Source organism: Streptomyces sp. NPDC058457, assembly GCF_042720695.1.
Classification (GTDB): Bacteria; Actinomycetota; Actinomycetes; order Streptomycetales; family Streptomycetaceae; genus Streptomyces.
The window spans coordinates 188,636-201,014 of sequence record NZ_JBHXLU010000008.1 but is presented as its reverse complement, the minus strand read 5'-3'; the positions used below and the strand labels follow the sequence as shown (position 1 = coordinate 201,014).

General features: G+C 69.4%; 13 protein-coding genes. 12 read left to right on the top strand and 1 reads right to left on the bottom strand.

What is annotated here, in order from left to right:
• The first annotated feature begins 259 nt into the window (after window positions 1-259).
• From dop to prcA, 5 genes are all read left to right on the top strand, one after another.
• On the top strand, window positions 260-1,771 hold the full coding sequence (dop, locus tag ACFWPS_RS10000) for a depupylase/deamidase Dop (protein ID WP_383702976.1): 1,512 nt from the start codon (window positions 260-262) through the stop codon (window positions 1,769-1,771).
• A 190-nt stretch (window positions 1,772-1,961) separates the two neighbouring features.
• Entirely contained in the window at window positions 1,962-2,180 is a 219-nt protein-coding gene (locus ACFWPS_RS09995) for a ubiquitin-like protein Pup (protein WP_383702973.1), read from the top strand.
• A gap of 49 nt (window positions 2,181-2,229) precedes the next feature.
• The gene (locus ACFWPS_RS09990; protein WP_383702970.1) at window positions 2,230-2,835 is read left to right on the top strand and encodes an endonuclease VII domain-containing protein; all 606 of its coding nucleotides are present in this window, start codon (window positions 2,230-2,232) and stop codon (window positions 2,833-2,835) included.
• Window positions 2,787-3,632, top strand: a complete 846-nt coding sequence (gene prcB, locus ACFWPS_RS09985; RefSeq protein WP_383702967.1) for a proteasome subunit beta — start codon at window positions 2,787-2,789, stop codon at window positions 3,630-3,632. The genes ACFWPS_RS09990 and prcB overlap by 49 nt, the downstream gene beginning before the upstream one ends.
• A 69-nt stretch (window positions 3,633-3,701) precedes the next feature.
• Complete coding sequence (prcA, locus tag ACFWPS_RS09980; RefSeq protein WP_383702964.1) at window positions 3,702-4,460, top strand: proteasome subunit alpha; 759 nt, start codon at window positions 3,702-3,704, stop codon at window positions 4,458-4,460.
• A gap of 72 nt (window positions 4,461-4,532) precedes the next feature.
• On the opposite strand, the gene ACFWPS_RS09975 is transcribed toward prcA, so the two are convergent.
• Window positions 4,533-5,549, bottom strand: coding sequence for a LacI family DNA-binding transcriptional regulator (locus tag ACFWPS_RS09975; RefSeq protein ID WP_383702961.1), 1,017 nt, complete (start codon window positions 5,547-5,549; stop codon window positions 4,533-4,535).
• Between the two features lie 88 nt (window positions 5,550-5,637).
• On the opposite strand from ACFWPS_RS09975, the gene ACFWPS_RS09970 reads away from it, so the two are divergent.
• From ACFWPS_RS09970 to ACFWPS_RS09940, 7 genes are all read left to right on the top strand, one after another.
• Window positions 5,638-6,897 (top strand): MFS transporter, encoded by a 1,260-nt coding sequence (locus ACFWPS_RS09970; RefSeq protein WP_383702958.1) that lies wholly within the window; start codon window positions 5,638-5,640, stop codon window positions 6,895-6,897.
• Window positions 6,898-6,906: 9 nt separating this feature from the next.
• On the top strand, window positions 6,907-8,268 hold the full coding sequence (pafA, locus tag ACFWPS_RS09965; protein ID WP_067429457.1) for a Pup--protein ligase: 1,362 nt from the start codon (window positions 6,907-6,909) through the stop codon (window positions 8,266-8,268).
• A 114-nt stretch (window positions 8,269-8,382) separates the two neighbouring features.
• Window positions 8,383-9,384 (top strand): FKBP-type peptidyl-prolyl cis-trans isomerase, encoded by a 1,002-nt coding sequence (locus ACFWPS_RS09960; protein WP_383702955.1) that lies wholly within the window; start codon window positions 8,383-8,385, stop codon window positions 9,382-9,384.
• A 74-nt stretch (window positions 9,385-9,458) separates the two neighbouring features.
• Window positions 9,459-9,830, top strand: a complete 372-nt coding sequence (locus tag ACFWPS_RS09955) for an FKBP-type peptidyl-prolyl cis-trans isomerase (protein ID WP_189264794.1) — start codon at window positions 9,459-9,461, stop codon at window positions 9,828-9,830.
• A gap of 206 nt (window positions 9,831-10,036) precedes the next feature.
• Window positions 10,037-11,014, top strand: a complete 978-nt coding sequence (locus ACFWPS_RS09950) for a helix-turn-helix transcriptional regulator (protein ID WP_383702952.1) — start codon at window positions 10,037-10,039, stop codon at window positions 11,012-11,014.
• Between the two features lie 19 nt (window positions 11,015-11,033).
• Window positions 11,034-12,053: a helix-turn-helix transcriptional regulator gene (locus ACFWPS_RS09945; RefSeq protein WP_383702949.1), complete on the top strand. Its 1,020-nt coding sequence runs from the start codon at window positions 11,034-11,036 to the stop codon at window positions 12,051-12,053.
• 59 nt (window positions 12,054-12,112) lie between these two features.
• Window positions 12,113-12,373, top strand: a complete 261-nt coding sequence (locus tag ACFWPS_RS09940) for a hypothetical protein (RefSeq protein ID WP_351490293.1) — start codon at window positions 12,113-12,115, stop codon at window positions 12,371-12,373.
• The last annotated feature ends 6 nt before the right edge of the window (window positions 12,374-12,379 follow it).

The window sequence follows — 12,379 nt, the reverse complement described above, 5'->3', positions numbered from 1 at the left end:
GAAATATACATTAAAAACACGGGGGGGCTGGGGGTCCCCACCCGGGCCCCCCGCAGCCGACTGTTTTTCCGGCCAAAACCGGAACCGAGGCGAGCAAGGCAATGACGCAAATGATCTCCCCACCAGCGCAAAGGCGTTCTAGGCTCTTTCCTACCGCCGAGTCGCGCAGTGCGGGGACGGGCACCGCACACGCACCGGAGCGCCAGCGGTACGCGAGCGGAGCCCACGACCGAGGGCTCCGCCGGGCAAGGAGGGCCGCATGACCGTACGGCGAGTAATGGGCATCGAGACGGAGTACGGGATCTCCGTCCCCGGCCACCCCAACGCCAATGCCATGCTCACCTCGTCCCAGATCGTCAACGCCTACGCGGCGGCGATGCACCGGGCCCGCCGGGCCCGCTGGGACTTCGAGGAGGAGAACCCGCTGCGGGACGCCCGGGGCTTCGACCTCGCACGCGAGGCCGCCGACGCCAGCCAGCTCACCGACGAGGACATCGGCCTCGCCAACGTGATCCTCACCAACGGCGCACGCCTCTACGTCGACCACGCGCACCCCGAATACAGCGCTCCCGAGGTCACCAACCCCCGCGACGCCGTCCTCTGGGACAAGGCCGGCGAGCGCATCATGGCCGAGGCCGCCGAACGGGCCGCCCAGCTCCCCGGTGCCCAGCCCATCCACCTCTACAAGAACAACACCGACAACAAGGGTGCCTCCTACGGCACGCACGAGAACTACCTGATGAAGCGGGAAACCCCGTTCTCGGACATCGTGCGCCACCTCACGCCCTTCTTCGTCTCCCGCCAGGTGGTCACGGGCGCCGGCCGCGTCGGCATCGGCCAGGACGGCCACGAACACGGCTTCCAGCTCAGTCAGCGAGCGGACTACTTCGAGGTCGAGGTCGGCCTGGAGACGACCCTCAAGCGGCCCATCATCAACACCCGCGACGAACCCCATGCCGACGCCGAGAAGTACCGCCGCCTGCACGTGATCATCGGCGACGCGAACCTGTCGGAGATCTCGACCTACCTCAAGCTGGGTACCACGGCGCTGGTCCTTTCCATGATCGAGGACGGCTTCATCGCCGTCGACCTGGCCGTCGACCAGCCCGTACGCACCCTCCACCAGGTTTCCCACGACCCGACGCTGAAGAGGCTGGTCACCCTCCGCAGCGGACGCACACTCACCGCGGTCCAGCTCCAGATGGAGTACTTCGAGCTGTCGCGCAAATACGTGGAGGAGCGCTACGGCGCCGACGCCGACGACCAGACCAAGGACGTCCTCGCCCGCTGGGAGGACACCCTCAACCGTCTGGAACGCGACCCCATGAGCCTCTCCAAAGAGCTCGACTGGGTCGCCAAGCTGGAGCTCATGGAGGGCTACCGCCGCCGTGACGGCCTCGACTGGGACGCCGCCAAGCTGCACCTCCTGGACCTCCAGTACGCCGACGTAAGGGCCGAGAAGGGCCTCTACAACCGTCTCGCGGCCCGCGGGCGCATGAAGCGGCTCCTGGACGAGGCCGACGTGGAACGGGCCCGCACCAGCCCGCCCGAGGACACCCGGGCCTATTTCCGAGGCCGCTGCCTGGAGCAGTACGCCGACGACGTGGCCGCGGCGAGCTGGGACTCGGTCATCTTCGACCTCCCGGGCCGCGACAGCCTCCAGCGCGTCCCAACCCTGGAACCGCTACGCGGAACGCGAAATCACGTCAAGGAGCTCCTGGACCGCTGTCGCACCGCAGAAGACCTGGTCAGGGTCCTTTCCGGCGGCTGAACGGCTACCCGGACCACACCGGGCGACCGGGGTCAAAACCCCGGCGCCCGGGAATCATCGAGGTGGCCCCCGTACGTTGGAGAAACTGCGGGGCCGATGTCGGACCCGGCTTGTAGGGTCTGATCATCACCGATCGGCAGGAAAGCCGACCTGTCGACCCATGTCGGGCGAACTGAGCGGGGTGAGGGTTATGGCAACCAAGGACACCGGCGGCGGACAGCAGAAGGCCACGCGTACCACCGAGGAGGCCGAGGAGCAGGCGGCGGAGTCGCAGGCTTCGGAGGACCTCAAGGAGCGGCACGAGAAGCTGAGCGATGACGTCGACTCTGTTCTGGATGAGATCGATGACGTACTCGAGGAAAACGCCGAGGATTTCGTACGCTCATTCGTACAAAAAGGCGGAGAGTAGAGGAGAATCGGTCGCTCTTCCTTCAAAGTGAAGGTTGCGGGGGGAGTGGGTGGCTGAGGAACCGGATGCGAAGGAATGCAGGAAGTGCGGGCAGGGCCTGCCTCTTGCGGCCTTCGCGCGGGACAGGAATCGGCGTGACGGTCTCCAGGTGCACTGCCGGGAGTGCGTGGCGGAATACAGTGCCGCGCACTACCGGCGTCGCCGGGAGGCCATGGGGAAGACCGTCCGGGAGAAGACTGATGTCCCGGACGGGCACAAGCTGTGTCGGACGTGCGGTGAGGTCAAGCCTCACAGCGAATGGCACCGCAACGCGACAGCATCCGATGGGCTGTCGACTCGCTGCAAGGCGTGCCGATCGGCGCTCGGGCGGCAGGACCATCTCAGGCGTCAGTACGGCATCACCGAAGCTGAACGCGACGAGTTGATCGCCTCGCAAGGGGGCGTCTGTTGTATATGCCTGTCGGCTTCGCCCGCGCATGTGGATCACTGCCATGAGACGGGTAGGGTCCGTGGCGTACTGTGCTTCAGCTGCAATGCCGCGCTGGGGCAGTTCAAGGATCAGCCCGAGGCCATAAGGCGGGCTGCAGCATACGTGGAAGGAAACGCGTGGAAGCCAACACTCGTAGCACCGGGCGTCTACCGGCTGCCTTCCTGACGCCTGGGTCCTCTTCGTTCATGGACTTTCTCGCCGACCACCAGCCGGAGATGCTGCCCGGCAAGCGGCAGTTGCCGCCCACCCAGGGCGTGATCGAGGCGCCGCACGGGACGACGATCGTGGCGGTGACCTTCCCCGGCGGCGTCGTGCTGGCTGGTGACCGTCGGGCCACCATGGGCAATGTGATCGCTCAGCGGGACATCGAGAAGGTGTTCCCGACCGACGAGTACTCGGCCGTCGGGATCGCCGGCACCGCCGGTCTCGCCGTGGAGATGGTGAAGCTCTTCCAGCTGGAGCTGGAGCACTTCGAGAAGGTCGAAGGTGCTCAGCTGTCGCTGGAGGGCAAGGCGAACCGGCTGTCGACGATGATCCGCTCCAACCTCGGTATGGCCATGCAGGGGCTGGCGGTCGTGCCGTTGTTCGCCGGGTTCGACGTGGACCGGGCCAAGGGACGGATCTTCTCGTACGACGTCACGGGTGGCCGTTCCGAGGAGCACAACTTCTCCGCGACGGGCTCCGGCTCGATCTTCGCGCGGGGTGCCATGAAGAAGCTGTTCCGTGACGACCTGACCGAGGAGCAGGCGACCACACTGGTGGTGCAGGCTCTGTACGACGCGGCCGACGACGACTCGGCGACCGGTGGTCCCGATGTCGCCCGCCGGATCTACCCGATCATCACCGTGATCACCGAGGACGGGTTCCGTCGGCTCACCGACGACGAGTCCGCCGAGCTCGCCCGTGCGGTGCTGGCGCGCCGTCTGGAGCAGCCGGACGGCCCGCGCGCGGCGCTGCTCTAGGGCGGCGGCGTTCTTTTCAAGGTGATCCCAGTGACTTCGACGGAACCCTAAGGAAGGGGACGGATACCGGTGTCGACGCCGTTCTATGTCTCACCCCAGCAGGCCATGGCGGACCGTGCCGAGTACGCCCGCAAGGGCATCGCGCGCGGCCGCAGCCTGGTCGTGCTCCAGTACGCCGACGGCATCGTGTTCGTCGGCGAGAACCCGTCCCGCGCGCTGCACAAGTTCAGCGAGATCTACGACCGGATCGGCTTCGCGGCAGCCGGCAAGTACAACGAGTACGAGAATCTGCGGATCGGTGGCGTGCGCTACGCCGACCTGCGTGGTTACACCTATGACCGTGACGACGTGACCGCGCGTGGTCTTGCCAACGTGTACGCACAGACGCTGGGCACGATCTTCTCGTCGGCCGCGGAGAAGCCCTACGAGGTGGAACTGGTCGTCGCCGAGGTGGGGGAGACCCCCGACGGTGACCAGATCTATCGGCTGCCCCACGACGGTTCGATCGTGGACGAGCACGGTTCGGTCGCGGTCGGTGGCAACGCGGAGCAGATCAGCACCTATCTGGACCGCGAGCACCGGGACGGCATGACCCTCGCGGAGGCTCTGAAGCTGGCTGTGACGGCTCTGTCGCGGGAGTCGAACGGCACCCAGCGGGAGATTCCCGCCGAGCGCCTGGAGGTCGCCGTGCTGGACCGCACGCGTCCCCAGAAGCGCAAGTTCAAGCGGATCGTCGGCCCGCAGCTGGGCCGGCTGCTGGAGTCGGACGGCGCGGCCACGGCCGCCGAGGCCGAGGAGTCCGAGGATTCCGGCGGAGACGTCGAGTAACCCTTCGTATCAGCCCCGCTCTGCGCGCCCCGTCCGGTGACCCCACCGGTCGGGGCGCGGGCGTCTGCCCGGCTATGACGCCCGTGGCGGCGCCGTGGAGCCCCGTACGACCAGCTCCACCGGGATGTCACCGCGCTCCGGTTCCCGGCCGTCCAGGACGGCGAGGAGGGCCTGCATGCCGCGTTCGCCGAAGAGTTCCGCGTCCAGGCGCACGGTCGTCAGCTCGGGGTCGATGGCGGTGGCCAGGGCGAGGTCGTCGAGGCCGGTGACGGAGATGTCGTCGGGGACGCGCAGGCCCTGACGGCGCAGGGCCTTGTAGGCGCCGGCGGCGAGTTTGTCGTCGTCGCAGACGAGGGCGGTGGGCCGCGGGCCGGGGCCGGCGAGGGCCGCTTCGGTGGCGGTACGGGCGCCTTCGATCGAGATCGGGGCGTGGACCGTGCGTACCGAGGCGCCCGGCACGCCCGCCGTGCGGGCCGCCAGTTCGCGCGCGCGTACCTCGAACGTCCAGGACGCGATGTCCGCGGCGAGATGCAGGAAGCGGCGGTGACCGAGGCCCAGCAGGTGGTCGGCGACCTGGCGTACGCCGTCGGCGATGTCCAGGTTGACCGTGGCGGCGCCCAGGCTGCCGTGCGGGTCGCTGTCGAGCATGACGAGGGGGAGCTGGTCGCCACGGATGGCGGTGAGGGCGTCGGCGGCCATGGAGGAGGCGATCACGCCGTCGAGGGCGGCCTGGGCGGAGGCGAAGGGGTCGCGGGCCGGGCCGATGCCCTCGGGCGAGGGGTAGAGGACCACGCCGAAGCCGTGTGCGGAGGCGACGCGGGCGGCGCCGGTGTAGACGCCCGCGAAGAACTCCGTCGTCAGTGCGGGGACGACCAGGAGGACGGTGCGGGTGCGGCCGAGGCGGAGGTTGCGGGCGGCGAGGTTCGGCCGGTAGCCCAGGTCGCGGGCGGCTTCCCGGACGCGTTCGGCGGTGGCCTCGGACACGCGGCCGCGCCACTTGTCGCCCAGCACCAGCGACACGGCCGCCTGGGAGACGCCGGCGGCCTGGGCGACGTCACGGCTCGTCGGGCGCGTGCTGCTGCGTGGCACCGGGGGTGGGCTCCTTCGTCTGGACGTGTGAACAGCGCACATGGTACGTATGGGAGGCGGGGTTATACGTAAAACGTGGAGGTGGGACATGGCCGCGGGGTACCTGGAGATCCTCAGGGCGAGGCACGCGGCCCGGCTGCTGACGGGGACGCTGGTGGGCCGGCTGCCGAACGCGACCGCCGCCATCGCGATCGTGCTGTTCGTACGGGCGGGGGGCGGCACGTACAGCCTCGCGGGTGCGCTCGCGGCGGTGTACGGCGTGGCCAACGCCGTCGGCCAGCCGGTGCTCGGGCGGCTGGTCGACGTCTGCGGGCAGCCCCGGGTCCAGTTGCCCGCCGCGCTCGCGTCGGCCCTCTCGATGGCCGTCTTCGCCTTCACGGGCACCGGACCGCTGCCGGTCGCCTGTGCGGCCGTGGCGGCGGCCGGGCTCTTCGCGCCCCCTCTGGAGGGCGGTCTGCGCGCCCTGTGGCCGAGTGTCCTCGGGAAGGAGGACCAGGTGCACACGGCGTACGCGATGGACGCGGTGGCGCAGGAAGTCATGTTCACCGTGGGGCCGTTGCTGGTCACGCTGTGCGTGTCGCTGTGGTCGGCGCAGGCGGCACTGCTCGTCGTGCACGCGGTGGGTGTCCTCGGGGCGCTCTCGGTCGTGGTCTCGCCGCCGTCGCGCGCGTGGCGTTCGGCGCCGCGCGAGGCGCACTGGCTGGGCGCGCTGCGCTCGCCCGGGCTGCTGGCGCTGCTGGCCGCGTTCCTGTTCGTGGGGATCGCGCTGGGTTCCATCACGGTCGCGTCGGTGCCGTACGCGGACGGCCACGGTGGTGACGCGGTGTACGGCTGGATGATGGCCGCCCTGGGGATCGGCGCGCTGTTGGGCGGCACCGTCTACGGGGCGGTGCGCTGGGCGGGGGAGCCGGCGCGGCGACTGCGGGTGCTGGTCGCCCTTCTGGCGGTGTGTTACCTGCCGCTGACGCTGATGCCGGGGGCGGTGGCCATGGTGTTGCTCACCGTGCTGGCCGGGGTGTTCCTGGCGCCGGCGATCGCGTGTGCGTTCGTGCTGGTGGACCGGCATGCGCCGAGGGGTACAGTCACCGAGGCGTTCTCCTGGCTTGTGACGACGTTCACAGTGGGGGCGTCGGTGGGAACGGGCCTGGCGGGCCCGGTGGTCGAGGCGGGCGGGGCCCTGTGGGGGTTCGCCGTGCCGGGTGTGGCGGGGGGCGTGTCGTTGCTGGTCCTGGCGGTCACGGGGCGGGTCCTCGCAGCTCCCGGTGGGGGTGCGGTGGTTGCGGCCGGTTCGGAAAATGATCCAAATCGTGCTGCCGAACCCCGTTTCAGCTCAGGGGATCGGGCGTAATGTTCAGTCATGGACCGCCGCATTTTCGGGCTGGAGAACGAGTACGGCGTCACGTGCACGTTCAGGGGACAGCGCCGCCTGTCGCCTGACGAGGTGGCGCGGTACCTCTTCCGCCGTGTCGTGTCATGGGGCCGTAGCAGCAATGTCTTTCTGCGGAACGGCGCCCGGCTCTATCTCGACGTGGGCTCACATCCGGAATACGCGACACCCGAGTGTGACAATGTGACCGAACTGGTCACCCACGACAAGGCCGGCGAGCGCATTCTCGAAGGGCTGTTGGTGGACGCCGAACGACGCCTGCATGAGGAAGGAATCGCGGGCGACGTCTACCTTTTCAAGAACAACACGGACTCGGCGGGCAACTCCTACGGTTGCCACGAGAACTATCTGGTGGCGCGGCACGGGGAGTTCTCCCGGCTCGCTGACATTCTCATTCCGTTCCTGGTGACCCGGCAGCTGCTGTGCGGCGCCGGGAAGGTGCTGCAGACGCCGCGTGGTGCGGTGTACTGCGTGAGCCAGCGGGCGGAGCACATCTGGGAGGGCGTCTCCTCGGCGACGACGCGTTCCCGGCCGATCATCAACACACGCGACGAGCCGCACGCGGACGCCGAGCGCTACCGCCGGCTGCACGTCATCGTCGGCGACTCGAACATGTCCGAGACGACGATGCTGCTGAAGGTCGGCGCCACCGACCTGGTGCTGCGCATGATCGAGGCGGGCACGGTGATGCGGGACCTGACCCTGGAGAACCCGATCCGGGCGATCCGCGAGGTCAGCCACGACATCACGGGCCGGCGCAAGGTGCGCCTGGCCAGCGGCCGGGAGGCCTCCGCGCTCGAGGTGCAGCGGGAGTACTACGAGAAGGCCGTGGACTTCTGCGAGCGCCGCGGTATCCGCACCGGCACGGTCGAGCAGGTGCTGGAGCTGTGGGGCCGGACACTGGACGCGATCGAGGCCGAGGATCTGGACCGGATCGGCACCGAGATCGACTGGGTGATGAAGTACCAGCTCATCGAGCGGTACCGGGCCAAGCACAACATGACCATGTCTCATCCGCGCGTGGCGCAGATAGACCTCGCTTATCACGACATCCACCGTCGTCGGGGTCTGTATTACCTGCTGGAGAAGAAGGGTCAAGCCGCGCGGATCTGCAATGACTTGAAGATCTTCGAGGGCAAGTCGGTGCCGCCGCAGACGACTCGGGCGCGCTTGCGCGGCGACTTCATCCGGCGGGCCCAGGAGCAGCGACGGGACTTCACCGTCGACTGGGTGCATCTGAAGCTCAACGACCAGGCGCAGCGCACGGTGTTGTGCAAGGACCCGTTCCGTTCGGTCGACGACCGGGTGGAGAAGCTCATCGCCGGTATGTGAGAGATCGGCACAGAACGCCACACGGGCGCCGTACGTTTTCCGTACGGCGCCCTTCTCACGTCGTAGAGTTGCGCGCACGCCATCCGCAAGATCGACCGATTACGAGGCTCTTCCGTGCGCCGACGCTCTCTTCTCCTTGCCGCTGTTCCCGCGGGACTGGTCACGCTCGCCGGGTGCGGTGATGACAAGTCGTCCTCCTCCAGCAAGGCGAGCGCCTCGCCGTCGGCCTCCGCCTCGGTGCCCCCGCCGAAGATCGTGGACGGGCCGCTGCCGGCGATCACGGCGGGCACGAAGTTCGACGAGAAGCCGACGGTCGCCAAGGGCAGCGGGGACCCGTCGAAGAACCTGGCGGTCAAGACGGTGATCGCGGGCAGCGGGAAGACGGTCGCGGAGAACGACTTCATCCAGGCCAACTACCTGGGGCAGATCTGGTCCACGGCGAAGGTCTTCGACCAGTCGTACGACCGTACGCCGCTGCTCATGCAGCTCGCCTCGGGCAGCATCATCGACGGCTGGCTGTACGGGCTGGCCGGGAAGAAGGTCGGCAGCCGGGTGCTGATGGCCGTGCCGCCGACCTGGGGGTACGGCAGCTCGGGCAACTCGCAGGCGGGGATCAAGGGCACGGACACGCTGGTGTTCGTGGTCGACGTGCTGAACTCGTTCAACTCGAAGAGTTCCAGCACGGGCAAGGAGGTCGCGCAGAGTGACGCCGCGCTGCCCAAGGTCGGCACGAACACGGACGGCAAGGCCCCGTCGATCGACATCCCCAAGGTCGACCCGCCGAAGAAGCTGGTGTCGAACTACGTGCTGGAGGGCGACGGCGCGGAGGTGCAGTCGGCGCAGACCGTCCTGTGCCAGTTCAAGGGCGAGGTCTGGGACAGCGGCAAGGTCTTCGAGCAGACGTACGAGAGCGGGCGGCTCGCCCAGTTCTCGATCGAGCAGATGCAGGGGGTCGTCAAGGGGCTGGCGCAGGGGATCACCGGCAAGAAGGTGGGCAGCCGGATCGTGGTCGTCACCCCGCCGGACCTGGCCTACGGGAACAACCCGCCGAGCGGTGGTGTGGTGAAGAAGGGTTCGACGCTGGTGTTCACGGTGGACATTCTTGCGGCGATGTAGTCGCGCGGGCGGCACGGGGGCGGGGATGAAAGACTGTCCGGGTTCCGTGTCGTACACAAGCAGGAGCCTAAGACGTGAGCATCGACAAGCCCGAGATCGACTTTCCCGAGGGCGAGGCCCCGGCCGACCTGGAGATCAAGGACATCTGGGAGGGCGACGGCGAGGTGGCCCAGGCCGGCCAGACCGTCACCGTGCACTACGTGGGTGTCGCGTTCAGCACCGGCGAGGAGTTCGACGCCAGCTGGAACCGCGGCGCGCCGTTCCGCTTCCCGCTGGGCGGGGGCCGGGTCATCAAGGGCTGGGACCAGGGCGTGCAGGGCATGAAGGTCGGCGGCCGTCGCCGGCTGACCATCCCGGCCCACCTCGCCTACGGCGACCAGAGCCCGACGCCGGCGATCAAGCCCGGCGAGACGCTGATCTTCGTCGTGGACCTGATCGCGGTCTGATCCCGGTACCTGGTCGGCGCCGTCGGGCGCTGACCGTTCCTGGTCGGAAACCGGCTGGACGAGGGCCCGTGCCGTGCGCGCGGGCCCTCGGCGTTTGTCGTGTCGTGTCCGTTTCGGTCCTCGTTGTTTGTACTGACTTTTGCCGCGACACTCCGGAGCGGTACGGTCATCGGTCAGAAGCACCATAGGGAAGGCGAAGGGCGTCGATGGCCATTGCCAAGGCCGAGCGGCTGATGAACCTGGCGCTGTGCCTGCTGGGGACGCGGCGGCCGCTCAGCAAGCGTGAGCTGCGCGACTCCATCGAGGCATACGTCGAGGCCTCCGGGCCCGGAAGGGGTGCAGCGGGTAGCGACGACTCCTTCAGCCGGATGTTCGAGCGGGACAAGGACGATCTCCGCGAACTCGGACTGGTGATCGAGACCGTCGAGAACCTGGACGGCGAGGTCGGCTATCTCGCACGCCGCGACAGCAACCGCCTGCCGCCCATCACCCTGGACGCCGAGGAGGCAGCCGCCCTCGGCCTCGCCGCCAAGGTCTGGCAGCAGGCCCGGCTCGCCGGCGCCGCCAGCGGCGCCCTGCAGAAACTGCGCGCGGCCGGCCTCCCCGAGGACGTCGACCCGTACGAGACCCACGGCGCCCTGGAGCCGCGGATCCCCGTGCACGAGGCCGCCTTCGAGCCGCTGATGCTGGCCTGCCGGGACCGCCGCCCGGTCGTCTTCGACTACCGCAAGGCCACCGCCGCCCACCCCGGGACCCGGAACGTGGAGCCCTGGGCGCTGGAGTGCTGGCGCGGCCACTGGTACCTGGCCGGCTGGGACCGCGACCGGGGTGCCGAGCGGGTGTTCCGGCTGTCCAGGATCACCGGCAAGGTCCGCTCCCGGGGCACCGCCTTCACCGCGCCGGTCCCGGACGTCGTCACCGTCCGCGAGACCGTGGCGAGCTGGGCCGGGGAGATCACCGACCGCTCCGCGCTGATCCGGCTGCGCTCCGGGTCCGGGTACCCCCTTCGGGCGAAGGCCACCGCGGTACGGGAACTCGGCGACGGGTGGGACGAGTTGGAGATTCCGTACGGGCACGGGCTGGACGCCTGGCTGGTGGAGTTCGGGCCGGACGTGGTGGTTCTGGAGCCGGCCGAGCTGCGGGCGGACGTCGTGGACCGGCTGCGTGCCGTGGCCAAGGACTGAGGGGGAGCGGAGCAAGGCAGTGGCAGGCAAACCGGTCAGGCCCGTGAACGCCATCGACCAGACCCGGCGGATGCTCTCGCTGGTGACCTATCTGCGCGAGCGCCCCGGCGCCCGGATCGCGGACGTGGCGCGCGCCTTCGGCATCACCGAGGACGAGCTGGTCTCCGACCTGGACGTGCTGCCCATGTGCGGCACCAGCTTCCGGGGCGGCGACCTGCTGGACATCGACACCGACGGCGAGCGGATCTGGTGGCACAACGCGGCCGCGCTCGGCGAGGAGGCCGCCGAACCGCTCAGGCTCGCCGCCGACGAGGCGACCGCCCTCCTGGTCGCCGCCCGCGCCGTGGCCACCCTGCCCGGGCTGCGCGAGGGCGACCGGCAGGCGCTGCTGCGGGCCACCGCCAAGGTGGAGACCGCGGCCGGCGAGGCGGGCGACGCCAGCGCCCGGCTGTCGGTGACCTTCGAGTCCGAGGGCGGCGTCTTCGCCGACGTCGACCGGGCGATCGCCGAGCGCCGCCGGCTGTGGATCCGCTACTACTCACCGGCCCGCGACGAGCTCACCGAGCGCGAGATCGACCCCATCCGCCTGGTCAGCGTCGGCCACACCTACGTCGAGGCCTGGTGCCGCCGCTCCGAGGCCCGGCGCACCTTCCGGCTCGACCGGGTCGCCGAGATCAAGATCCTCGACGAGCCGTCCGCACCCCCCGAGATCGAGCTGCGCGACCTGTCCGAGGCCCTGGTGCAGCCGGCCGCCGAGGACCCCGAGGTGGTCGTCGAGGTAGGCCCGGCCGGCCGCTGGGTCGCCGAGTACTACCCGCACGACAGCGCGGATGAGCTTCCCGACGGCGGACTGCGTATTACCCTGCGCACCCCCGATCCGGCCTCCCTGCGCCGGCTGGCCCTCAGGCTCGGCGGCGACGGCCGGATCGTGTCACCGCCCGAGCTGGCCGACGCGGCCCGCCGGGCGGCCCGCGAGGCACTGGCGGCGTACGACCACGTTGTGCACGGCGATGAGGAAGGGCAGGGGCAGGCGTTTTGAACGAGTCTTCGGGGGTTCTGAACGAGTCTTCGGGTTCCGGTGGCGCAGGCGCGCGGGAGATGACGGTCGCGGCCGCCTTCGCCGGGATGAGAAGAGTGGTCCCCGTGGTGTTCAGAGCCGGCTGCCCGGACTGCCGGGGCAGTTTCGAGCTCACCGCGAGCGCCCTGCGGCTGGCCATCGGAGCCACCAGCAAGACGACGTTCTACTCGTTCACCTGCCCCGACTGCGGGGCCGCCGTCCGCAAGCCCGCCGGCGAGCGGATCGTGGAACTGCTCACCGGCGGCGGGGTCAGGACACTGCGGCTGCACCCCACCGTCTAGGCTCGG

What these genes read in the sequence shown, in the direction of transcription:
- ACFWPS_RS09950 (WP_383702952.1), top strand. Translation starts at nt 10,037, where the DNA reads ATGGCCATTGCCAAGGCCGAGCGGCTGATGAACCTGGCGCTGTGCCTG.
- pafA (WP_067429457.1), top strand. Translation starts at nt 6,907, where the DNA reads ATGGACCGCCGCATTTTCGGGCTGGAGAACGAGTACGGCGTCACGTGC.
- dop (WP_383702976.1), top strand. Translation starts at nt 260, where the DNA reads ATGACCGTACGGCGAGTAATGGGCATCGAGACGGAGTACGGGATCTCC.
- ACFWPS_RS09970 (WP_383702958.1), top strand. Translation starts at nt 5,638, where the DNA reads ATGGCCGCGGGGTACCTGGAGATCCTCAGGGCGAGGCACGCGGCCCGG.
- ACFWPS_RS09995 (WP_383702973.1), top strand. Translation starts at nt 1,962, where the DNA reads ATGGCAACCAAGGACACCGGCGGCGGACAGCAGAAGGCCACGCGTACC.
- ACFWPS_RS09940 (WP_351490293.1), top strand. Translation starts at nt 12,113, where the DNA reads ATGACGGTCGCGGCCGCCTTCGCCGGGATGAGAAGAGTGGTCCCCGTG.